This is a genomic window from Streptomyces sp. NPDC058637 (assembly GCF_042717325.1).
Classification (GTDB): Bacteria; Actinomycetota; Actinomycetes; order Streptomycetales; family Streptomycetaceae; genus Streptomyces.
In genome coordinates, this window is record NZ_JBHXRD010000018.1 from 135,014 (window position 1) to 156,234 (window position 21,221).

Sequence of the window (21,221 nt, forward strand, 5' to 3'; positions counted from 1 at the left end):
CCTTTGGCAAGGCAGCGCATGGACTTCCACCTGCGGCTGCCCCACAGGGTGCGCCTGGTCCTGGAGGTCGACGGCCAACAGCACTACTCGGCCAACGGCAAGGCGAACCCCGAGCTGTATGCCCAGATGGTGTCGGAAGATCGGCGGTTGAAGCTTTCCGGCTACAAATGCTCATGATAATTCCCTTCGGGAAACCCGTCCGGCGCGTGGTGTTTCTGACTGGATCTCACGTCGCTGCCTGGCCGACCTTCACGGCGGCCTTGGCTACCTGTTCCGGCTTGTCCCGCGAGATGCCGAGACGTTCGCCACTTGCCAGCACCGTCTGCTCTGCGGGGGTCAGACCGGCGCCCTCCATTGTGCCGGTTGCGTCCTCCCGGAACCGAGCCAGCGCACTTGGGTCCTCTGCAATCTTCAGCACCAGCTCCGTGAATTTCTGTGCTATCTCTTTCACGCCCTCCACGTATCGCGATTGATCAGCGCTCGGCCGGATCCAGCGGGCGAAAAGTTCGAGGTCAGGATGATCGAGCCCTTTTCGCAGCGTTTTGAGATCACCTGGAGGACGAGGTTCGCCTCCGCGCGTTCGAGGGGCTGGTAGCCGACTTCGTCGACCACGAGAACAGCAGGCCGCGGGTAGCTGCCGAGTTTGCTGGTCAGCCGCCCGGTGGCCTCGGCGGCCTGGAGGTTGCGGACCATGTCGTCGAGGCTGGTGAAGTAGATCGAGTAGCCAGCCCGGCAGGCCGCGACGGCCAGGGCGACGGCGATGTGTGTCTTGCCCACTCCGGGCGGCCCAAGCAGGGCAGCGTTGGCCTTGGCCTCGATGAAGGAGAGGGTGGCGAGGTCTTTGACCTTGCGCGGGTCGAGTTCGGGCTGGAACGAGAAGTCGTAGTCCTCAAGTGTCCTGTGGTGTGGCAGTTTTGAGGTTCGCAGGCCGGTGCGGAAGCGGCGGTCCTCGCGGACGGCGAGCTCTTCGGACAACACCAGATCGATGAGGTCGAGGTAGCCCATCTTGGCCTCGTCTTGCCTTTCGGCGGCCGGCATCCGCTTCTTGGGCTTCCTGTCCCGCCGAGGGCTTCCGCCCCTCTCGCGATCGGCCTACCCGGCCTCAAGGCCGGGACCCCGACGGGGTTTCCACGTTCCGCGCATACGAGATGCGACCGGGGAGGACGCCCCCTAAACCCCGGGACCAGCGGTGTTCACACGACCGACGGGGCAGGCTCCGGTCGTCGCTCGCCGCCTTTGCCAGCGGCCAGGCCCTATAACCCGGCATTCATCCCGTCTCCCGGGTTTGTCGATAACGAGGCATCACAGGGGGTTCACTCGCGGCCGTCCGTCCGGCCTTCTCCTTGCCCGGTTGCTCCCCCTGACGGATCGGGGGGCCCTTGGGCGTCTTCCCTGAGCTTCGCACCCTCGACGGGCAGGACCCGCGAACGCACGTCAGAGCGGAGATCGATCTCGAACACTGACCGAGAACTACGCAACCGGCATAACCGGCCTTCAATCTGCGAGCTCACTCATATACGCGACCTCGTGTCGCTCCACCCCAGTCGGCCTGGGCCTGGGCCCCGGGCACCACCTCGAACCTGCGGTGCAGGCCCGCCAGTTCACTCGGGCTGATGCCCAGTTTTTCCGCGATCCGGGGGCGGGCTTCCTGCAAGTACATCTTGATCCGCTGGTAGCTGCCGGTGAACCCGTACTCGGCCACCAGGCGCTCGTGGATCACCGCCCCCTTGAGCAGAATCTCCGCCCTCAACATCGCATCGATCAGCGGCGCCACCTCGTCCACGGCCCGGCGACGTGGCTGATCGTTCGCCGCCCGTTTCGGCGGTGCGACCGAAGTCTCTCCCGACAAGTACTTGGCGACCGTCCGCCGGTTGAGCCCGGTCTCCTTCGCGACCTCCCGCAGGCTCATCGCACCGGACTCGTACAGACCGCGATACCGCCGCAACCCCAACCAGCGATGCGGATCCAAGGCCACCCTCGCCGCCCTCCGCCGCCCCTTCAACAAGACGACAGCAGACTCCCCGAACCCCACCTCTCACCGCACCAACTTTGGTGCATCTCACCCGTACGAGGTGGTGCACGTCCACTTGTACGCCGACACTCGGTGGAGTGGGTGATATCGGTCGGCTCCACCGAAACCCGACCGGGCCCCCTCAGGGCGCCGTTGACGCTCATGGAAGCGGGCCGCGGCGGAGACAGACGGGAGATGCGCCATGTTGGGCGGCCGGCCGGTTCCGCATGGGGAAATGGCCGCGCTACGCGGAGAGGTTGGAGAAAGGCTCACTGACCAAAGTCACACATCAGTAGATTCGGCCAGTTCATGCGATTAGGTGGTTTAAGTCAGGACCGTGCGCGCACTGCGACAGGTTTCTGTTTCCTGGTGGCGAGACGCGGGGGTGGTCACAACGGGGAGCGGATACTGCGATGTCCTGCTGCTGCGTGTCGGCTGTCCTTCCGCTCGTTGAACACCGATCAGTGTCAGGAGTGCAGAATGCCACCCTCTGGGATTGACCCTGCCGTTTTTCCTTGTCTGGAGGCGGACTTGGACAGGGTCCGTGACGTTCTGGGACCGGTGCGTATCCAGGGCCGGCCCGAACTCGACGCGCTCACTCAGGAAGGGCCCGGCACGTCCCGTGGCCTGGTCCGGCCCACCCTTGCTTTGCTCGCGTACTACGTTCTGACCGATCCTTCGGTGCGGGCCGATGACCGGGCGGTGCGTGCCGCCGCGGCCGTTGAGCTGCTGCACCTGGGCGCGCTCTACCACGATGACGTCGTGGACCACGCTCACGAGCGCCGGGGCCGCCCCAGTGCCAACGCGGTGTGGGGTGAGCACCTCGCCATCCTCGCCGGGGACTGCGTGATGCTCGCCGGCCTGAACATGCTGGCGCAGCTGGGGCAGCGTGAAGTCATCGCCGGGACGATGGCGAACGAGCGGATGTGCGCCGGCATGGTGATGGAGGCGGCCGACCTGCATTCGGCCTCGCGCAGCGAGCAGGCATACTTCGACGCGATCGACGGCAAGACGGCGCAGCTGTTCGCTCTGGCCTGCCGGGTGGGCGCAATGCAGGCGCACAAGGCCGGCGATCGGCAGGACGGTCGGGAGGAGAGCCGGGAGGAGGCACTGGCCGGATTCGGCTGGCAGTTCGGACGCGCCTATCAGCTGCGCGATGACATCCTCGACCTGACGTCCACCGTCGAGGAGCTGGGTAAGCCCGTCAACACGGATCTGTCCGAGGGTGTCTACACCCTGCCGGTCATCCGCGCGGCATCCCGCGACCGCGACCTTGCCCGCTTCTTGGGCAAGGAGTTGACGCAGGAGGAGGCCGCGCGTGCCCGGGACCTCGTTCTCGCCTCCGGGGCCGTGCAGGAGGCACAGGCGGTTGCCGACGCGCACATGACCACAGCCGCTGATCAGCTCGCCGATCTCGCCGATCGCCCCCACACGCTCGATGGGCTGGCGGCCTACGCCCGGGCGATGCTCGACCGGCCGGCTGCTTCCCGCCCCGTGACCGTTCCCCGCCAGGTCCGGCAGGCACCTCAGCCCCAGGACAGCATGCAAGCTCAGCAGGTCACGCAGTGGATGAAGGGCTGGCTGGTGGACACGGGCATCGCCGCCACTCCGGTCGAGGCCGATCACCACCGGCTGACGGGCTCTTTGTCGATGATCGAGCGGGTCCTTCCCCGGGTGGCAGAGGGAGCCACCAACGCCGATGGCAGCGACGATGGACTTCTTGAGAGGAAGCGGACCAGTGCAGCCTTGGGCACGGTGTTCGCTGTGTGGGACGACCTGTTCGAAGATCCGCAGCTGACAGACCCGCAAGCCGTCACCGCACTGAGGGAAGGACTGGTGGCGACACTGCGCCAGGACCCGGGCAAACCCTGGGCACCCGGCGCGATCCCGACGTCCTGGGCTCAGTTGTGGCCACACCTGTGCAAAGGCAGGACAGTGCGATGGCAGGAGGCGTTGCTCGACAACATCGAGGACTGGCTCTACGCCTGCGAGCGTGAGACGCACCACCGCATCAGCGGATACATCCCCTCACCGGCGGACTGGCTGTCGTTGCGGAGGTCGACCGGTGGATTCGAGGTCGGCATGGCGTGCTCGGAGATCGTGCAGGACCGGGAGATGCCGTCGGCGGTGCGCAGCCACCGCATGGTTCGACGCCTTGAGGACCTCGGCTTCTTCGTCATCTTCGCTGAGAACGACATGGCGGGAGTGGACCAGGACGAAGCAGACCAGGTCCCCTACAACCTCGTCCGAGCGATCCGTCACGAGCTGGGGTGCAGCCGCGCGGAAGCCATCGAGCGGGTGGAGCGCCAGGTGGCGGAGAAACGTGCCCAGTTCAACGCGGTATTCACATACGTGCCCGTACTCTTCCGCACGTTGCCCGGCCTCTCCGGCCAGGGCAACCGGTATGCGGCGATCTACGACATGTTGAAACTGTTCCTCGATATGCGGCAGGAGGACTCCGAAAGGTATCAGCCCGATACCGCAGCGGAGGGCCCAGACCTGGAGCGCCTGCGCCGTGAGATCAGCCGACCTGCCGCCCCAGCCCCGTCCACGCGCTAGTCCCGGGAGCTGAAGACACGGGGTCCCCGCGCGGGCAGCCCGCGCGGGGACACGGTGTCTCACCGATCCGCCGCCTTCCTCAACGGCACCGGGTCGGCATCCGTCTGCTGGCCGATCCGTACGGTGGCTGTCAGAGCGGACCTGGTGCGCCGGTGGAAGGCCAGCAGGCCGATGAGGCCGACGGCGGTGAACCAGGCCAGCTGGACGGCGAAATCCACCGCCGGCACGGTGGTCGAGAAACCCGCCGCCGTCGCGGCCTGCATGGCACCGTAGGAGGGCAGCCAGCGCACCATGTCGCTGTTCGCTCCGCCGCTGGCGAGGGGGTTCTGCAAGCCCAGGTCCACGACACTGATCATCACAATGGTGAACATGCCCTCCACCTCCCGGCGTAGAAGCGTGCCGAGGGCGACGCCCAGCGTGCCGTAGGTCATCGCCGTGCAAAACAGCGCCGCGCCAAGCAGCACAGGCTGCCTGGGCGACCAGAAGCAGCAGATGACCGCGGTGGCGTAGGAACAGACCACCACTGACGCGATGACCAGGCAGGCGACCTTCGCCAGCCCCAGCGGAACCCGGGGGAACCCGGCCATGGACAGACGCCGGTCGAAGGCCCCATTGCTGAAGGTCGCCGCGAACATCATGAACCCGGTGATCAGCGTGACCCCGTTCAGCGCCCCGGTGATCTGGGTGATCTTGTCACCTCCGGCGGTCAGCACGTGACCGGTGCCGTGCAGCCGGAACTGCACCGGCTCCTGGGCGATGGCCCAGCCCGTCATCATGACCCACACCGGCAGAAACACCGCCACGAGCAGCATGGCGAACCGGTTCCTGGCGTGCTCCACCAGCCCATAACGCGTAGCGATCTTGAACAGCCGCACCCCGCGCCTCACCGCACGTCCTCCTGCCGTCCATGCAGCACACCGTCCCGCAACCGCCACACCTGGTCGAGCCGCTCGGTGTCGTAGGCCAGATGTGAGACGACCAGGACCGATCGGCCTGCCACACGCAGGTCTCCGACCAGATCCCAAAACCGCAGATACGTCTCCCAGTCGAAGCCCTGGTACGGCTCATCCAGCAGCAGCACCTGCGGGTCGTGCAACACCGCGAGCGTCAGGTTCAGCTTCTGCCGCGTGCCGCCACTGAGCGTCCCCACCAGGACGCCGGCGTACTGGTCGAAACCCAGGATCTCCATGACCTCTTCCGCCCGCCGCAGATCGGCAACGTCATAGGCCGCGGCGAATAAGTCCAGGTGCTGGCGCACCGTGAACGCGTCGTTGAGCACCACCTGCTGAGGGCAGTACCCGAACCGCCCACCGTGCCGGACCACGCCCCGGTCCGGTCGCAGCTCCCCCGAAAGGATCTTCAACAGCGTCGACTTGCCCGCCCCGTTCTCACCGACAATGCCCACCACCGACCCCGCGGGCAACGCGACATCAACACCGCGCAATACCCGGCGACCGCCGTAGGAATGATGGACTCCCTCTGCCTCCATCAACGCCCCCTCCCTCAGCCCCGATGCAGGCCATATGCATGTCCCACAGCTGCCAACGAACCAACGGCCGCAAGGAAACGCCCCAGCAATGGCGAGACAAGGGCAAGCCGACACGGGCAGATGCGTGTGACGACGGGACGGGCGGCGCAGATCGGGGCGCGCTCACCGGTAGTGCGCACCGGTAGTGCGCACCGTGCGTGGCCGCCGGGCCGGACTGCGACGGGACGGTGCCCTGGTGTCAGCCGCGTCGGGGGGAACCGATGATGAGGGCGAAGCCGTGCGTGTCCGTCAGCTCCTGGGTGCAGCCGCACAGTCGCGTCGCCGGCCGTTCCGCGACGTTCAGCGCGCACTTCCGATGCTTGGCGGCCGGGAGGTTCAGGCGTCGAGGATGTTGTCGAAGTAGCCGGGGCCGGAAGGCGGCAGGGTCTGGTTGGTGTGGGTGTAGCGCAGGGTTTCGGTTTGCCAGGCGTGGTAGCCGGACATCCAGGCCGTCATGACCTCGACGTACCGCTCCACGGTGGTCTGCTGGTGGGGCTCGAGGCCGAGCTGGGCGCACAGAGCCGGGATCTTGCCGGCGAGGTGCTGGAAGCGTGTGATGCGGGTGGTGACTTCGCGGCGGGCGGCTTCGACGGCCAAGGGGCGGGTGTACTGGTGGGTGTGTTCGAGGACCAGGACGAGGTTGTCCATGTCGCCGCGGGCTTCTTCCTTCTCCAGGGAGTACACGTCGTTGCACATCAGCGGCACGTCCACGGCGATCTCCCGCATCAGACGCAGTTGCGGGCTGTGGAAGGCGGCGGCGGGTACGTCGAGGTGGGCGGCCAGCTCACCGCAGGAGATGGTCAGGGCGGTCCCGGCGATGCCCCGGCGGACCTGCAGGTAGGTGTCCATGTCGGTGGGGGTGCCGCGCAGCCGGCCGGCGGCCTCGTGGGCCTGGGCGGCGAAGTAGTACTCCCACTCGTGTGCCACCCGCGCCACCCACCCGGCGGGCGCACCCTGGCGGCTGCGCTGCCACAGGCCGGCGAACGCGCGTGAGCACGGGTCGGCTCCCGGGCCCGGGGAGGCGCCGTGGACGATGTCGATGAGTTTCTGGCAGACGCGGGCGACCTTGTCGGGACGGCGGGAGAGGGGGCCGTCGAGCTGGTCGTCGAAGACGAAGAAGAACCCCATCACGTCCGCGGCCAGGTCCAGTTCCGGGCCCTGGGCGTAGGGGAAACCGTAGGCGGCCAGGCGGGGCATGTCCCACGAGACGTACCACTCCAACCCGGCCTGGCTGGTGACCAGGCCCTGCTGCTGGACCCAGCGCAGGTTGCGAACGCGCGCGCCTTCCAGGTCGGCGCTGACGCCTAAGGGGAAGGGCAGAGCGAAGTCGATGTCCTGCGGCATGCCGACCGTCCTCATCCGTGCGGCTCACAACGGGCTTTCTGCTTGATCGCGTACCGCAGCCACGGTTGCTGTCACGCCCGCGGGAAAGGCATCGCACCCCAGCGAAGCCGAAGGGCACTGGAGTGCGTAAGAGCGAGAACAGGCCGCAGGGGCAGCCACCGGCCAGACCGGTTGCACCCTTCCACCGGTCAGGCGGCCGAGCCATGAACCGTCACGGCGAGGCCGCCTTCCGGGCCCAGAGCGGCCTGGGCCCTCACCAGGGACGCAGTTCCCGAACCGCTTGGACGCGGCCAGCAGGGCCGGTCGTGCTGTGGGTGACCGGACCAGGGCCGGCGGAGCAGGGGCAGAGCGGGACGGAGGTGACCTGACGAGGCTGTGCGGGCCACGCTCACAGATCCTGCATGGCCGGATTTCCTCCAGTGCGGGGCTTGTCGAGTTGGAACACTGAAAACCGTTCAGACATAACCTCCAACGCACTTCTCGGCTTCCTCTCGCACGCCCGATCCCCTTCTTCCGCAGGAGTGAGCATGGGCATGGTCCGCACGGTTCCCCAGGCCCCCGGCGCACTGCCTTTGCTCGGTCACGGGCTGGCCCTGCGTAGGGACCCGTTGGCGTTCATGATGTCGCTGCCCGCCCACGGTGATCTGGTGCAGATCAGGGTGGGGCCGGTACGCGCGCTGGTGGTCTGCGACCCGGGCCTGGTCCAGCGGGTCCTGACCGATGACCGGACCTTCGACAAGGGCGGCCTGCTCATCGAGCGGGTCCGCGAGGGACTGGGCAACGGGCTGGGAACGTGCCCGCACGGCGACCACCGCCGCCAGCGCCGCCTGACCCAGCCCGCCTTCCACGCCCAGCGGATCCCCGCCTACGCCGAGGTCATGACCCGCGAGGCCACACGCGCTGTCGACGGGTGGACCCACGGACGGGACATCGACGTGCTGCCCGTGATGCAGGAGATCGCCGCCCGCACGACCATGGCCACGATGTTCGCCGACACCCCCGGCACCGACACCACCGCCGTGCTGAAAAGCTTCAACATCTTCTCCCACGGCATCTACCAGCGAATGCTCCTGCCCCACCCGCTCGACCGGCTGCCCCTGCCCGCCAACCGCCGCTACAACCAGGCCCGCGCGCACCTGCACCAAGCCATCGGCTCGATCATCGCCGACCACCGCGCCCGCGGCATTCAGGGGACAGATCTGCTGTCGATGCTCCTGACCACGTCCGAGAACGGACAGCGCCTGACCGACGACGAGATCGACGATCAAGTCATGTCGTTCTTCTTCGGCGGCATCGAGACCGTCGCCGCCACCCTGGCCTGGGCCCTGCACGAAATCGCCCGCCACCCGCAAGCGGAAGAGCGCCTGCACGCCGAGGTCGACGCCGCACTGCCCGCCGGGGCTCCCGCCACCTTCGACCTGCTGCCCCACCTCACCTACACCGGCCGGATCATCACCGAGATCCTGCGCCTGTACCCGCCGGGCTGGCTCCTGACCCGCATCACCACCACCCCCACCGACCTCGACGGCTACCCGATTCCCAAGGGCGCCACCGTGGTGTGCAGCCCCTACCTCATCCACCACCACCCAGACCTGCACCCGGACCCGGAGCGTTTCGATCCCGACCGGTGGACGGGCCAGAGCGCCACCGGCCGCAACGGCCTGCTGATCCCCTTCGGCGGGGGCGCCCGCAAATGCATCGCCGACACCTTCGGTGTCACCGAAGCCACCCTCGCCCTAGCCACCATCACCGCCCGCTGGTGCCTCACCCACACCCCCGGCACAGACGTCACTCCCGCCCTCGGGGCCATCCTCAACCCCCGCGGACTGCACATGCGCCCCACCGCCCGCGAACCGGCACGCACCCGAACCGTGTGAGCGCTGGTACCTGGCCGACCGGGCGCCGGACTCGGCCGGCTGGGCTCCCCTTCCACGGGTTAGTTGGCAACCTGCGATCAGGAACCGTGATCTGCCTGTCCGAGGATTGTGCTGGCGTAGTCCGACAGCAGGCTGTGGAGGTATGCGTAGAAGGGGTCCGGACGCCGGTTCAAAAGCGAGGAGAGGACCGCGGCGTCGACCACGACGACTCCCTGGAGGGGTAGTGGCTGCAGGCCGAGTGCCAAACGCCACTCGCTGCCGGCGAACTGCGACATGAGACCTTGAGCGCGCCGCTGGCGCCCCGTCGGCCTCGACTGCAGTACCCTTCGGCGACTTGATGTGTTCGCTCAGTCACTCGATGTTGATGTCGGATGGATGGACAGCCCTGGAGAGGGGCAGGTCCCGAGTCAGTCAGCATGCTGAGGGGCCCGCCTACCGGCCTCTACCGACGTGCTGGTCGAACGAAGGGACTCCATGAGCACATTCATCAGCGCGGCTCCTTCTGAGCTGCGTGCCCAGATCAAGCGGCGCAGCGACGGCGCTGAACAGATGTTCGGTATCGATTTGCGCTAGCTGATCGGGGCGAACTCGCATGATCAGGGGCAATGGCCCCCGCCGTCGGACTGGAACGAAGGCAAAGCGCCGTACCCCCACATGTACGAAGAGTGGATCAATGGTCAACCCCGGCAGACCGTCTTCCTGTACTGGCCGGCCTGTGACTGGACCCTGTCCAACTCCCACTGGGTGGACCTGGGCAATGCACCCGACGCCCGGTACCAGGTGAAGATCCGCGCCATGGACGGCGACGGCGAGTTCACGGAGTTCACCAATGAGGTCACCATCGCCTCCGAGGGGGCAGGTCCTTGGTCCCCTCGGAGGCCCCGCTCCGGCTCGGGCTCGGCCGCGCACAACGGCGCGCCCCGGCACGGCACCGTCAACCATCCGCGCAGCCGGGCCGCCGCCGCCATCCGCGACAACGACCCCTCCCCGATCTGCGCTGAGGCGCGGCGGCTGAACACCAGCACCACTTGGCAGGAGGTCCTCCCGGGCGCTGAACGCATGCTCGCCGACTACCCCTGGAACCACTCAGGGCGCTACCTGGAGTACCGCAAGTTCTTCAAGGGCAACACGGTCGCCACCCGCGTCGGCGTCCTGCGCGGCCGCGTGCGCGAAGGACGGCACGTCGCGCCTGACCACCAGGCATGGGTCGGACGCCGCTGAGAACCTCGGTACTCCTCCGCCCCGCGCAGCGCTCCGGCCGGCCGACGTCCCCATTACCGTTTTGGTTGCCCTGCAACGGGGCGCCCGGCCTTCGGAGTTGGCATGACTGTCTCCCCCTGTCGATCGCATGTCTTGGGGGGTGCTCCTATGTCTTTGGTCAAGGTAGATGGGTGCCGGTTCGGGCGTCTGGAACGATGTGCCTGTGCATGCTGATGATCAGGTTGGTGAAGGCGTCTCTGCGGAGCTCGCGGCGTTTCTCCGGAACGCTGCCGACGACCGTCCGGTGAAGATCGTTCCTTCCGTCTGCGACGGGTGTGACGGGCGCGTGTTCTTCGTCCTCGTTGACGATGTCGAGGGCGGAGCCGAGCGGGTGTGCGCTGGTTGCGGCGGCCGTGCGTTCATCGCGGACAGCGAGGAGTTCTGGGAGGACGCGGATCCTGGCGAGGCCGGCTGCCCGTGCGGGAGCGAGGAATTTGAGACGGCAGTCGCGTTCTCGCTCGCCGGTGACAAATCGGTCCGCTGGGTGACGGTTGGGCTGCGGTGCCAAAAGGACGGCGCCGTGGGGGTCTATACCGACTGGAAGATCGACTACGGCCCCACGGGTCATCTCCTGGCCATGGTCTAGGTCTGCGGAGCGACGGCCCGAACCGGCTGCGGTTCGTAGAACGTTCTGTCGCGGAGCATCGCGAAGAGGACGTCGGCCCGGCGTCTGGCGAGGCAGAGCAAGGCTTGGGTGTGGTGCTTGCCCTGGGCGATCTTCTTGTCGTAGTAGGCCCGCGATGCCGGGTCGCCCAGGGCGGCGAACGCGGAGAGGAAGAAGGCTCGTTTGAGCTGCTTGTTTCCTCTCCTGGAGGGCTGTTCGCCGCGGATCGAGGATCCTGAACTGCGGGTCGCGGGTGCGAGTCCGGCGTAAGCGGCGAGGTGGCCGGCGGTTGGGAAGGTGCTGCCGTCGCCGACCTCGATCAGGATGCGGGCTCCTGTCCTGATGCCGACTCCCGGCATGGACCTCAGGACCTTTGAAAGAGCGTTTTGTCCTGGCAGGAGTGTTTGGTAACGCAGTGCTGCCATGGATGATTGCGGGGTGTTGGTCCAAGTGGAAGCGGTGGGGCAGGTCTCAGACGGTCGCGCGACGGTTCGGGTGCGCTCGGAGGTGGGTGCCGCCGCGGCGTTCTGGTGCGGTGATCCGACGGGAGTGGGGTGCGAGCATCATGTGGAGTGGACTGTTGAAGAGGACGCGGCTTGGGGCGGCAACACTCGACCGACCACTTCATTTTCACCCGGGGTGGATGAGGAGGAAGGCGGTCGGATCGTCTTTCGGGGGCGGCTGGGCCTGACGGGCGATGGCGGAGCCGTGCTGGAAGTAGCTGGAGCCCACATCCTCTTCGACCTCGCTGACCCGCCGCCATCGACTGCTGTCGATGGGACGTGGGTCGAGATCATTGTGGAGAGGAACAGTGTCAGCCTGTGGCCCTACCTGCTATGACTCACAGAGGCCCTACTCTGCTGCCGTTCAGCTGTCGCGCCAGTTATGGGTTGATTCGCGGGTGAGTCTGCGGCTCATGAGGTCGATCATCGCTATGTTGATCATGGCTTCGGAGCGGTGTGGGTGGGTTTCGTAGTCGCGGGCGAGACGGCGGTGGTGCATGAGCCAGCCGAAGGTCCGCTCGACGACCCAGCGCCGCGGAATCACCTTGAAGCCCTTCTGGGCGGGGTCGCGTTGGGTGACTTCGACGTCGATGCCCAGGCGGGCGCCGTGGTCGATGGCCTTGGTGCGGTAGCCGCTGTCGGCCCACGCCTTCGTGACGCGAGGGTGGCCTTCGGCAATGTTCGAGAGCAGGCGGATTCCGCCGGCGTTGTCGGAGACGCTGGCGGCAGTGACCAGCACGGCCAGGAGGAGGCCGACCGATCCGACCGAGGAGCAGCTCGACCCTGCCGACGTGTACGCCCGTGAACTCACTGCTTTCGCTGAGGCCTTAGACGTCCTGCACGTCGACCGCGGGTCCCCCTCCTACCGCGCGATCTCGGCAGCAGCCGAGACGGCGGGGCGCGTACCTCTGTCCTCCTCTGCCATTTCCGAGGCGTTCAGCGGCAAGCGGCTCCCGTCGCTGGACTCACCCTGGAGCTGGTTCGCCAGCTCGCTGGGCCTGACCAAGGAGTGCGGGAGCAATGGCGAGAGAAGTGGAAGCGGGTCAAGCTCTGCCAGCGTCAGTCCGTCATGCGGCGGAAGCAATCGAAACCTCAGCACGAGACCGGGCACAGCACGCAACGGGACCCCCTCCTGGATAGCGGCACCGAGGCCTTGTCCACGGCCCGCCTTGAGGCGGAACGCATCATCCAGGCCGCACAGGCCGAAGCGGAATCCATCATCGAATCGGCGCGGATGAGATGACAGCATCAGCGACTCAGATGCGCAACCGCGGCCTCTCGGGCGAACCGGGCCACCTGCCGGTCGTGGTCGGCGCTGCCGTCACCGGTGAGGACCTTGACCGCCACCAGCCGGTCGACCTTCGGGTCGTGGGCTTGCCAGACCTGCCCGAACCCGCCCGCGCCGACTGGCTCGATCAGCCGGTAGCGGCCGTCCAGCACGGTCCCTGCCTGCACGACTCCCCCTTCGGTGCGCGACGCACGGTGTACCAGACGTGTACCCGTAACGCTACGCCGGGACAACCACCAGTAACAGGGGGATCTGATCTATCAGTTGGCTCAGGCCGTGGTCCGCAGTCCAGCCGACTCCGGGACGCCGTTCGTCGTCCCGGGCTCCCTGGCCGCGCGCTCTTGCCGGGCCCGGCGCAGTGCGGCCGCCCGGGAGACCTCAGCTTGGCGGCGTCGCTCAGATCGGGCGGCATGGAACGGGGTCGGTGCGTCGTCCGGAACGGCGGCGTCGGTCTCAGGGAATGCACGGCGGGACAGTTCCCGCATCGCGGCAGTCTGTCGTTCCACCGCCTCCGCGATGCCCGGGTCCACCCGGCGCGGCGGCGCGACCTCCTGGTGGGCGGCGGTAGCCCTCGCACGCCGTCTCCCGGGTCCTCGCCGGACCGGTGGGCGCGGCCGGGGCCGGGTCTGCCGGGACAGCATCGGCCGGACTGGGGACGGGCGCGGCTCCGGGCGGCAGGCCCCGCAGGGAGTTCACGACCGTGCGGCACGCCGACTTGTTGGCGGCCGCGATGATCCGGGTCTGCTCCAGCCGGGCCTTGGTCGCTCAGGCCGTCGACTCCGGGCGCACGGTGAGCTGGCCGGAATCGACGGTGAGGGCTGGGGCCTGTGCCGCGATCGAGCAAGGGGTCGGCTCATGATGAGTGACGGCAGCGCAACCCTGTCGCTGCGCAACCCGGAGTCCTTCGAGCTGCTGGGCCGGATCACGGTCCACGACCGCAACGGGCCCGTCAGCGGGCTGAACGAGCTTGAGTGCACCGGCACGGACGTGTGGGCCAATGTCTGGCCCACCGGTGACATCGCCCGCATCGATCCCATCACAGGGCGCGTGAAGGCAACCCTGCACATCGGCGCCCTCCCAGATCTTCCGCCCGCTGCTCGCCGTCCCGGCAACGTGAACGGCATCGCCGTGGATACTTCCACTCACGACTTGCTCATCACCGGGAAGCATTGGCCGCACGTCTACCGCGTCCGCCCACAGCCCACCACACGATGAAGCGACCCAATAGTAGGTCGTTGGGCACACATCGCGTACGCCTCCGCCCGGACGAAGGGCATCGAAGGGTCACAGGGGGCTGACTTCGACGTCATGAAATTGTGCAGTCACAGGGGTAGCGTCGGCCGAGTAAGCGAACAGAAAAACGTCGAAATCGACCCCAAGATGATCCCCTACATTGTATCCATTTTGAAGGGGGATCCATTCCGCCCCATCCGCGCTGTAGGCGGTAGAAATAAGATTCCCCATCTTAGTCAATTTGAGGTGCACAGTTTCGTCGGTGTAGATTGCGGAACTAGCCAGACCTTTATAGGAGGATACGTCAGACGGGGGAGTTGACGACGGCACGGATCCCGTTGATCTTTTCCTGAGTGTGCGGAGTGGTTTTGGTGAGCTGCCGTCATGCGGAGGGGAGGACGGCGGCCTGGGGCGCAAGACCATGCCGCCCGAAGCGGCAATCAATTGGCCTGCAGAGCCAACCGCTCTGGCTACCGTCACCAGAACTCCGCGCATGGTGCGAAAGCCCTCCCATTCCGCACCGGCGTTCATTGCAGCCCAATTCCTGTCGCAAACTCCGATTCCTGCGTAGCGCGCGGACGGCACCCGCTCCTCCGCGTAGTGCACGGTCAATTTTGCAGTAGCCTCGAAGTCGGGAAACTTATTGATCTCCCTAATGGGGAATCTTGGCCACGAATTGGGGCCTGCCGTAAGGATGCAGGAGATACCTTTGGATTGCACCTTCCTGTCGGGTAGCTGAATGACTGGAACAACAAATTGATCCTCAGCAAATCTGCACTTGCTGTAATTATTGAAGCAGCTCGACGCCTGTGTGTAAATGGCATCGAGGAGCACGGCTAGACGCTGCTGCTCTGTCCCCAGCTGGGAAAGGCTTTCGGTCGTGGTATCGAACTCGCCGGGGTTGGCCAGAATATACTGGCACTCCTTAAGCTTGCTCAGAGCCTCAGTGCGCTGCTGTCCTAGATATGTAAGGAGTTCCCGCTGTCGCTCCAAGTCGAATGCGTTTGCCGTTGGTGGGAGGTCGAGGAGTTTATATTCCGTCAAGTCAACGGCAAACGGCCATCCTTTTCCTTCAGCTGTCGCCGCGACCTCGCTCGGGAAATTCCGCGCCATTTCCATCATCCCATTGATGTCTGATTCCACCCTTCCGCCCGCACCACTCCTCAAGATCATTACCTTAGTGCGCTTGGTCGAAGTAGTTTCCAGTGTCTTTTTATTGACGTCAATACCAAATGAGCCGCTCCAGGCGCCGAAGGCGCCGGATGCGGTTAGATTCGCATGAACAGATTCCTTGCTGGATTTATCCTTCGTTTCTACGATGATTAGGCCAAAAAACTCGCCACCCGTATGGAGGCCGCTGATAAACGTGTCCCCATAGCGCTCGTGAAAGTCACGAGCGCTGATGGCATAGAGTTCTTTCGCTTCGTCCAGCAATTCAGGAGCTTGCAGCAATAGTGTAGGGTTCTCGACCTTCACCCTGGCTAGAATGGTGAGATTATATTCACTGTACGTGTTCTCCTCTGCGAAATCGAATTTTGCATCTACACTGGCGCCGGCGCCCAGAGCTTCTAGCCCATAGCTCAATGAGGCGCTTGAGGCAATATTGAGAACCTTCTCGAAATTGCGTTGAGACTCAATCATGTCCAATCGGAAGAGCGTTGATTGCCCGGCCGCCCCCTGCATTGGACGCGCATCCGCGGGCCGAATGGCACGCCCCCGGTTTCTTTGTTGGATCGAATCAACACCAAGACCAAAGTCAAAGAATGACTGATGATTGATAGTTCGACCCATCTTGGGCTCTCCAATTTGTCGTATATGGTGCAGAGGAGGCGTGTTCATCTACGCAGCGTTAGAGAGATTAACGGGAATGATCAAGCGATCCGCCGCGCCACGCTTGGTCCCCCGCGCTGACACTGAATCGGACCAGGGATGAGTAGCTACCAGACGCCGGGTGCGGCGGTGGATACTCGGGCTGCTGTCAGATCTGCCACCCAAGAGACTGCACTCACTGGCCGTAGGCCTCTCAGCGGCGAGCACCCACGACAGCCTCACGCTGAAGCCCGTGTGATCCATGGTCACCAAACGGGCGACGACCCCCACCGCGGCCGCCAATCGCCAACGGGTGGCGTGGTGAGTTTCTGGGTGGCACGGCCAAGCACTCGGTTCCTGCCGCGGTGAGTTGGCTGGATCCGGCGCTCCTCTGCACGACCCCGGTGCTTCAGGCAGAAGAGGTGGCCCTGACCTGCGGTGGTGAGGAAACAGTGTGCCGTGCCGCAAAAGCGCCAGCTCACCAGTCGGCGTGCTCCCCAACCGTAATGTCAACCTGGTGGCGGTGGTGAGCGAATCGGTGAGTGGCGCCGGGTTCCTTGTGAGCACGACCTGATCGCCTCGCTACCAGAAGTCCCACATGCCCCTCGATCCTCACGAGCCTCCGCTCGTTGTGCTGCGGGCTTGGCCCAGCAACGCGGACGGAAGAGTACGCCGGCGCACTTGACGGAGAATCGTGGACCCCCGCGTGATCGCGGTCACCGCGAAGTCGAACCGGTCCAAGTCGGACAAGGACCCGCGGGTGGCTGCCGCCGGCGGACGACTACCGGTGCCAGTACGCGGCCGAGTGGACATCGACGAAGCTGCGCTGGGACCTGGAAGCCGATGAGGCTGAGCGTAAGGCGCTGCTCGGTCTCGCCGCCGAGTGCCTGAGCAAGCCGTGATTGCCTGGGCACAGCGGAGTCGCGACGATCCTTGTAGTTCCACTCGTCGTGGAGCGATCCGACTCCAGAGTCCGATCACTCCACGACGCTGCGTCGGATATCGCCTTCAGCTTCCGACGGCTCGCAGGTGACGTCCCGCCTGGTCGCGGTCCTCGAATTGGGACAGGCGAACTGCTAGTGCTTGACGCTGCCCCGCTGCCCGTCATGTCCAACCAGCCGGCCTCGAGCAGCTCCTTGTGGGTGGGGGAGCGCACAGGTAGCAGGTGGCTGCCAGTGCGCAGCTCCTGCCGGCCTCCTCAGCGGCGCTCCCATTCAAGTGACGGGCGCTAGCCGGTGGGCGGTTCCGCCCATTGGTTGATCCTGCATCCAAAGGGGCGGATGCGGGTGCGAACACCGAAATTGACTTGGCTGGTTGGAGCTGCGACGGCCCCCGGGGAGATCTACGCTGGAAGGTACTCGGAGTGCCTGAGACGGACGGAGGTGTTAGACCATGGCCACGGCAACGATCGAGAACGTCTTCTGTGTGCGGCCGTCCAGCGGGACGGACATCGAGGTCTTAAACCGGCTGGCAGAGCTGGCGGCCGCGATCGTCCCGGATGTGTTCCAGCTGGACGAGTCGATCAAGTCGTTTCCCGCAGTCGCAGCGGCGATCGACACCGCTGGCGAGTGGCCGGACGACCTCTACATGACGAAGACTCCGTACGACGGCCTTGAGAACTCCTTCTGGCCCCGGGCCGACGTCGAGGACGAGGACTCGATGGAAGTGGAGGCAGGAGCTTCGGCATCGGTCAACGTCCCGATCGATGTCGCGTTCCCCCAGAACGTTTCCCTCTGGGACGAAGACACGTCCGGTCACGAGCACCTGGGCTCGTTCCAAATAGAAGAAGGGGACCAGGGGCAGGGAAGCCTCGCCAAGCTCGCCAAAAACGACGCGCAGGGATCCGCGTACTACGTCACGTACCGCGTGGACTGAAATCCACCCTGAAGCCGCCTCCCACGCCGACGACACCCGCGGTACCTCCCGAGGGCCCCGGCACGGGTGGCAGGCACTCCCCGGCGCGCCCGAACACGGCGGTGGCGGGGCAAAGTTGCCGCCTGTTGAACCACCTGGGGTTGATGGACCATGATCGTGCGTGCCTACGTCCTGTTCGAGGTCGACCCGGCCGCGGACGACGTTCTCGACCGCCTGACGCTTCACTCGCTGGGCAACTGCAAGGTGCTGGCTAGCCGACTCTACCCGGAGCAGATCGTTGCCGGACTGGAGGCGGACGGCTTCGAAGACGGGGCCCTCGCGAACTTCAACGCCGCCGTGGCGGAACTGATGGGTGAGAACGGCGTTCGGCGCGCGACCACACTCGGCATCACCCTCAACCCCTGACCTGCTCCATTTCCCAGCCACGCGGTGCATGGGCAGACTTCGACTCACGCCTCGTCGAGGATGCGGACCATGGGAGCCATCCAGCGCAGTGGCGTAGCGGTGGACGCGGCTCGGGCCGATGTCGATCTACACGCACCGGTCGTGCGCGGAATGGGCCGGTCACACTGCCGCCCGTCACCGGCCAAGGTGGCGATGATCCCGCCTTCCTCGCCGAGGGAATCTGCTGCTCAGCTCAATCATTGCACTTGGCAAACATCGGAGGGTCCGACATGGCAGACGCACTGCCCAACCCGGCAAGCGACGATACGACCCGATTTGAAGCCGCGCCCGACCCGGACGGCACATTGATCCCGATACCTTCACAGGCACCGCAGGGTAAGCCAATTCGAGACGATGCGCGTATCACGGTCAGTCCACGCCAGGAGCGGGGCTACTATGTGCAGATCTATAACGGCCCGTCTGACCCTCCAAGTGACGTCGAAGAAGCCATCAGCGAGCTCCTGACGGACCTCCTAACGGAGACCGGTCAGAAAGCAATCGAAGACGCACTCTTCGTGGGGGCGCCTGCGGTTCTAGAATTCCTCGCTTCGGCCGCGGGCGTGTTGGCATCCGTTCTCACCACCTCACCCTTGCTGAACGAACAATTTTTCAGGGGTGTCATGGATGACGGGACAGCCGTTACCTATGTGGTGCTCACTCCTAAGAACTCGTAACACGATCTTGCTGGCGTGCCGCGGCTGGTCGGGGGGCGCTATTGAGTAGGTTGCCGCTGTCGAGGTCATTCACGGCTACGCCGGAGTCATGCTGGGATGAAGCCCGGCCACAGGGTTGGACGTCGCCCGGGCACAACGGGGCGGGGTAGGAGTCCGGCATGCCGAGCCATGTGACAAGGAACCAGGTGAACCACAGGGTGAAATTGAGCCCTGCAGTCAGGGCTGTCCTGCGATGACGTCTTCCGAGGGTGCTGTGCAGGATCACCCACGGAACCGCAGTGGCGATCCATATGAGAGGCGCAAGAAACAGCAAAGTCATGCCGTTGGCAGGGCGGTTTCAAAGTCCTGCGGCTCATGAATTTATGCAGGTCACGGCCGTGCGACGGTGTATCGGTGACCCGCCACGTACGCAACGAAGCTCCAGTTGAAGGGGTGGCCTTGCCAAGTCGCTCTGTCCAACCGGAGCTTCGATGTGCCGTCGGTCTGCCAGTATCTGCCTGATCAAGTCGCCGTCGCGTCAGCAGCGCGCGCTGCCACATCTGTCGCAGCGGCTGGTCACGCTGGCCGATCCGCGCCACCGGCGCGGGAGGCGTCACTCGTTCGTGAGCGTGCTGCTGATCGCCCAGGATGTCCCGGACGGCGGTGCGGGTTTCCTCGGAGAGGCGCCCGGTCTCGTCTCCGGTGGTCGTGGCGTCCAGAGCGCTGAAGATTCCCCGAGCTCTGTCTCCGTCCGGTCCAGCGCGGCGGGAGCGCCGGTACCCGGGGGCGGCTTTCGCCAAAGCGACTGCTCTCCTTCGAGTGGGTCGGTGATCGGACGGTGCAGTAAGGCGCGCCCTGACCAGGGTGAGGATCTCGGGGATGATCGCGTGCGGTGCGTCCACCGACTTGCTGGGCCAGGTGTTCCAGCAGCTGCCCGGCTTCCGGCCGTGACCCGCACCCAAGCCAAGAAACCGCCGGTGGAGCCGGGCCTCATCCCGGCCCCCGGCGGCCTCCTGGACTGGCGCGATGCCCGCCACTTCGACCGCTGGCAGGACCGCCCCTGCGCACTGTGCGACCAGCCCACACCGATGCGCTCCCACGCAGGCGAGCCGGCCCATAAAAGCTGCGCCGAGTCCTGGATCACGGCGAACCCTGTCGAGGCCCGTCTCGGCCGGTTCGCCTCCGACGCCCAGGTCGGACGCCGCCGCGGCGACGACCACGCCTGACCCCGCCCCGCTCACACCACACACCTTGTCGCGCTCACCCGAGGAAACTTTTCATGCCCGGCTCCCGTACCGGTGTCCCGCAGCCGCCGATGTTCATCCCATCCGACGACCGGATCCCCTCTCCCGTGTCCGAGCAGGTTCTGCGCTGCCGCACGGAGCCCGACCTGTTCGCGATAGAGGACATCCACAACACCGACGAAGACCCCCGCGCCCGGGAGAAGGCCCTCGCCAAGGCCAAGCACGCCTGCTCCGGCTGTCCGATCGTCAAGGGCTGCCTGAAGTGGCGGTCGGACGCCCGAGGGAACCTACTGCAGCGCCTTGTCGTGCCGTCCCGTGTAGCGACGGTTCGGTAGATGGCTTCGGTGATCACGGGAGCGGAGCCGGACGGGCGGTCGTACGTGCGCAGGACGTTGAAGGAACTGGCGGAGCTGGGGCTGGCGGAGACGAACGGCAAAGCAGGCAAGCACCTGATCTGGAACCGGACCCGGCGGGGCAGAAGATTCTGGCTGACGGCAACGAGCTGCCTCTCTGCCCGAAAGCCGGCACCGAAGCGAAGGCAGTGAAGGCCGGGTCCGGTCCGTACGGCGTCGCGGTGACGGACAAGACTAGAAGGGGGAGAGCACCCGCCCCCAGGCGCGGTCTGCTGGTGGGGGCGGGGGGCGGGGCTCAGCCGTGTCGGCACCCCCGGTCGGCTGAAGCCGAACGGGGGTTATGGGGCGGGTTCGTAGGTGACGGTGGTGTCGGAGCAGTCCTCGGCGGTGCCGAGGAGGGCCTGGCGTTCGGCGTCGTCGACGGCGAGGTCCCAGCGGAGTTTCGTTGCGACCCAGGTCGCGGCGTAGGTGCAGTGGTAGGCCCCGTCCGTGGGCATCCACTGCGCGGGGTCCTTGTCGCTCTTGGACCGGTTGGAGGCGGCGGAGACCGCGATCAGCGTGTCCGTAGATCCCGAGTCGAGATCAGTCCCCCGCTTCCTCGTGCGTGCGGGCCCCGGCCTTCTTCCGGTCGGGGCC

Annotated in this window: 18 protein-coding genes and 5 pseudogenes; 11 read left to right on the forward strand and 12 right to left on the reverse strand. The window is 66.0% G+C overall.

Features of this window, described 5'->3' with window-relative positions:
* Nucleotides 1-18: 18 nt before the first annotated feature.
* On the forward strand, nt 19-177 hold the full coding sequence (locus ACFWVP_RS20060; RefSeq protein ID WP_384498345.1) for a hypothetical protein: 159 nt from the start codon (nt 19-21) through the stop codon (nt 175-177).
* A gap of 49 nt (nt 178-226) precedes the next feature.
* Here the strand turns inward: ACFWVP_RS20060 and ACFWVP_RS20065 are convergent, their stop codons facing one another.
* From ACFWVP_RS20065 to ACFWVP_RS20075, 3 genes and pseudogenes are all read right to left on the reverse strand, one after another.
* A complete protein-coding gene (locus ACFWVP_RS20065) occupies nt 227-451 on the reverse strand; it encodes a hypothetical protein (protein ID WP_384498347.1) in 225 nt (74 codons plus the stop codon).
* Nucleotides 452-504: 53 nt separating this feature from the next.
* Nucleotides 505-1,023: pseudogene (locus ACFWVP_RS20070) on the reverse strand (ATP-binding protein); the annotation flags it as partial.
* Between the two features lie 514 nt (nt 1,024-1,537).
* Nucleotides 1,538-1,975: pseudogene (locus ACFWVP_RS20075) on the reverse strand (IS21 family transposase); the annotation flags it as partial.
* A gap of 567 nt (nt 1,976-2,542) precedes the next feature.
* Here ACFWVP_RS20075 and ACFWVP_RS20080 point away from each other — a divergent pair.
* Nucleotides 2,543-4,570: a polyprenyl synthetase family protein gene (locus ACFWVP_RS20080; protein ID WP_384498348.1), complete on the forward strand. Its 2,028-nt coding sequence runs from the start codon at nt 2,543-2,545 to the stop codon at nt 4,568-4,570.
* 59 nt (nt 4,571-4,629) lie between these two features.
* On the opposite strand, the gene ACFWVP_RS20085 is transcribed toward ACFWVP_RS20080, so the two are convergent.
* The 3 genes from ACFWVP_RS20085 to ACFWVP_RS20095 form a co-directional block, all read right to left on the reverse strand.
* Nucleotides 4,630-5,445: an ABC transporter permease gene (locus ACFWVP_RS20085; RefSeq protein ID WP_384498350.1), complete on the reverse strand. Its 816-nt coding sequence runs from the start codon at nt 5,443-5,445 to the stop codon at nt 4,630-4,632.
* An 8-nt stretch (nt 5,446-5,453) separates the two neighbouring features.
* Complete coding sequence (locus ACFWVP_RS20090; protein WP_384498390.1) at nt 5,454-6,059, reverse strand: ABC transporter ATP-binding protein; 606 nt, start codon at nt 6,057-6,059, stop codon at nt 5,454-5,456.
* Between the two features lie 375 nt (nt 6,060-6,434).
* Entirely contained in the window at nt 6,435-7,442 is a 1,008-nt protein-coding gene (locus ACFWVP_RS20095) for a terpene cyclase (protein ID WP_384498351.1), read from the reverse strand.
* 527 nt (nt 7,443-7,969) lie between these two features.
* On the opposite strand from ACFWVP_RS20095, the gene ACFWVP_RS20100 reads away from it, so the two are divergent.
* Nucleotides 7,970-9,319 carry a cytochrome P450 gene (locus tag ACFWVP_RS20100; protein ID WP_384498353.1) on the forward strand — a complete coding sequence of 450 codons (1,350 nt, stop codon included), beginning with the start codon at nt 7,970-7,972 and terminating at the stop codon, nt 9,317-9,319.
* Nucleotides 9,320-9,396: 77 nt separating this feature from the next.
* Here the strand turns inward: ACFWVP_RS20100 and ACFWVP_RS20105 are convergent, their stop codons facing one another.
* A complete protein-coding gene (locus ACFWVP_RS20105; protein WP_384498355.1) occupies nt 9,397-9,594 on the reverse strand; it encodes a hypothetical protein in 198 nt (65 codons plus the stop codon).
* Between the two features lie 379 nt (nt 9,595-9,973).
* On the opposite strand from ACFWVP_RS20105, the gene ACFWVP_RS20110 reads away from it, so the two are divergent.
* Both ACFWVP_RS20110 and ACFWVP_RS20115 read left to right on the forward strand, forming a co-directional pair.
* Complete coding sequence (locus ACFWVP_RS20110; protein WP_384498356.1) at nt 9,974-10,540, forward strand: hypothetical protein; 567 nt, start codon at nt 9,974-9,976, stop codon at nt 10,538-10,540.
* Between the two features lie 202 nt (nt 10,541-10,742).
* Nucleotides 10,743-11,165, forward strand: coding sequence for a hypothetical protein (locus tag ACFWVP_RS20115; RefSeq protein WP_384498358.1), 423 nt, complete (start codon nt 10,743-10,745; stop codon nt 11,163-11,165).
* Here ACFWVP_RS20115 and ACFWVP_RS20120 read toward each other — a convergent pair.
* From ACFWVP_RS20120 to ACFWVP_RS20130, 3 genes and pseudogenes are all read right to left on the reverse strand, one after another.
* Nucleotides 11,162-11,563, reverse strand: a pseudogene (locus ACFWVP_RS20120) (transposase); the annotation flags it as partial. The gene ACFWVP_RS20115 and the pseudogene ACFWVP_RS20120 overlap by 4 nt on opposite strands.
* 487 nt (nt 11,564-12,050) lie before the next feature.
* Nucleotides 12,051-12,452: pseudogene (locus ACFWVP_RS20125) on the reverse strand (transposase); the annotation flags it as partial.
* A gap of 482 nt (nt 12,453-12,934) precedes the next feature.
* The gene (locus ACFWVP_RS20130) at nt 12,935-13,141 is read right to left on the reverse strand and encodes a hypothetical protein (protein WP_384498360.1); all 207 of its coding nucleotides are present in this window, start codon (nt 13,139-13,141) and stop codon (nt 12,935-12,937) included.
* A gap of 349 nt (nt 13,142-13,490) precedes the next feature.
* Here ACFWVP_RS20130 and ACFWVP_RS20135 point away from each other — a divergent pair, with 349 nt between their 5' ends.
* Nucleotides 13,491-14,189 (forward strand): glutaminyl-peptide cyclotransferase, encoded by a 699-nt coding sequence (locus tag ACFWVP_RS20135; protein WP_384498362.1) that lies wholly within the window; start codon nt 13,491-13,493, stop codon nt 14,187-14,189.
* Nucleotides 14,190-14,258: 69 nt separating this feature from the next.
* Here the strand turns inward: ACFWVP_RS20135 and ACFWVP_RS20140 are convergent, their stop codons facing one another.
* Nucleotides 14,259-16,046, reverse strand: a complete 1,788-nt coding sequence (locus tag ACFWVP_RS20140; protein ID WP_384498364.1) for a hypothetical protein — start codon at nt 16,044-16,046, stop codon at nt 14,259-14,261.
* A gap of 1,362 nt (nt 16,047-17,408) precedes the next feature.
* Between ACFWVP_RS20140 and ACFWVP_RS20145 the strand changes: the two genes are divergently transcribed.
* The 5 genes from ACFWVP_RS20145 to ACFWVP_RS20165 all read left to right on the forward strand — a co-directional run bounded on the left by ACFWVP_RS20145 (nt 17,409) and on the right by ACFWVP_RS20165 (nt 20,567).
* A complete protein-coding gene (locus tag ACFWVP_RS20145; protein ID WP_384498366.1) occupies nt 17,409-17,891 on the forward strand; it encodes a hypothetical protein in 483 nt (160 codons plus the stop codon).
* A 150-nt stretch (nt 17,892-18,041) separates the two neighbouring features.
* Entirely contained in the window at nt 18,042-18,296 is a 255-nt protein-coding gene (locus ACFWVP_RS20150; RefSeq protein WP_384498367.1) for a hypothetical protein, read from the forward strand.
* A 269-nt stretch (nt 18,297-18,565) separates the two neighbouring features.
* Nucleotides 18,566-19,009 carry a hypothetical protein gene (locus ACFWVP_RS20155; protein WP_384498368.1) on the forward strand — a complete coding sequence of 148 codons (444 nt, stop codon included), beginning with the start codon at nt 18,566-18,568 and terminating at the stop codon, nt 19,007-19,009.
* A gap of 926 nt (nt 19,010-19,935) precedes the next feature.
* On the forward strand, nt 19,936-20,214 hold the full coding sequence (locus ACFWVP_RS20160) for a hypothetical protein (RefSeq protein ID WP_384498370.1): 279 nt from the start codon (nt 19,936-19,938) through the stop codon (nt 20,212-20,214).
* A gap of 53 nt (nt 20,215-20,267) precedes the next feature.
* Complete coding sequence (locus tag ACFWVP_RS20165; RefSeq protein ID WP_384498372.1) at nt 20,268-20,567, forward strand: hypothetical protein; 300 nt, start codon at nt 20,268-20,270, stop codon at nt 20,565-20,567.
* A gap of 356 nt (nt 20,568-20,923) precedes the next feature.
* Here the strand turns inward: ACFWVP_RS20165 and ACFWVP_RS20170 are convergent.
* Nucleotides 20,924-21,221: pseudogene (locus ACFWVP_RS20170) on the reverse strand (hypothetical protein); the annotation flags it as partial.

Excerpts from the sequence above, each read along its gene's own strand:
- ACFWVP_RS20060 (WP_384498345.1), top strand. The coding sequence starts at position 19 with ATGGACTTCCACCTGCGGCTGCCCCACAGGGTGCGCCTGGTCCTGGAG.
- ACFWVP_RS20090 (WP_384498390.1), bottom strand. The coding sequence starts at position 6,059 with ATGGAGGCAGAGGGAGTCCATCATTCCTACGGCGGTCGCCGGGTATTG.
- ACFWVP_RS20095 (WP_384498351.1), bottom strand. The coding sequence starts at position 7,442 with ATGCCGCAGGACATCGACTTCGCTCTGCCCTTCCCCTTAGGCGTCAGC.
- ACFWVP_RS20100 (WP_384498353.1), top strand. The coding sequence starts at position 7,970 with ATGGGCATGGTCCGCACGGTTCCCCAGGCCCCCGGCGCACTGCCTTTG.
- ACFWVP_RS20105 (WP_384498355.1), bottom strand. The coding sequence starts at position 9,594 with ATGTCGCAGTTCGCCGGCAGCGAGTGGCGTTTGGCACTCGGCCTGCAG.
- ACFWVP_RS20110 (WP_384498356.1), top strand. The coding sequence starts at position 9,974 with ATGTACGAAGAGTGGATCAATGGTCAACCCCGGCAGACCGTCTTCCTG.
- ACFWVP_RS20135 (WP_384498362.1), top strand. The coding sequence starts at position 13,491 with ATGCCCGGGTCCACCCGGCGCGGCGGCGCGACCTCCTGGTGGGCGGCG.
- ACFWVP_RS20140 (WP_384498364.1), bottom strand. The coding sequence starts at position 16,046 with ATGAACACGCCTCCTCTGCACCATATACGACAAATTGGAGAGCCCAAG.
- ACFWVP_RS20145 (WP_384498366.1), top strand. The coding sequence starts at position 17,409 with ATGGCCACGGCAACGATCGAGAACGTCTTCTGTGTGCGGCCGTCCAGC.
- ACFWVP_RS20150 (WP_384498367.1), top strand. The coding sequence starts at position 18,042 with ATGATCGTGCGTGCCTACGTCCTGTTCGAGGTCGACCCGGCCGCGGAC.
- ACFWVP_RS20155 (WP_384498368.1), top strand. The coding sequence starts at position 18,566 with ATGGCAGACGCACTGCCCAACCCGGCAAGCGACGATACGACCCGATTT.
- ACFWVP_RS20165 (WP_384498372.1), top strand. The coding sequence starts at position 20,268 with ATGCCCGGCTCCCGTACCGGTGTCCCGCAGCCGCCGATGTTCATCCCA.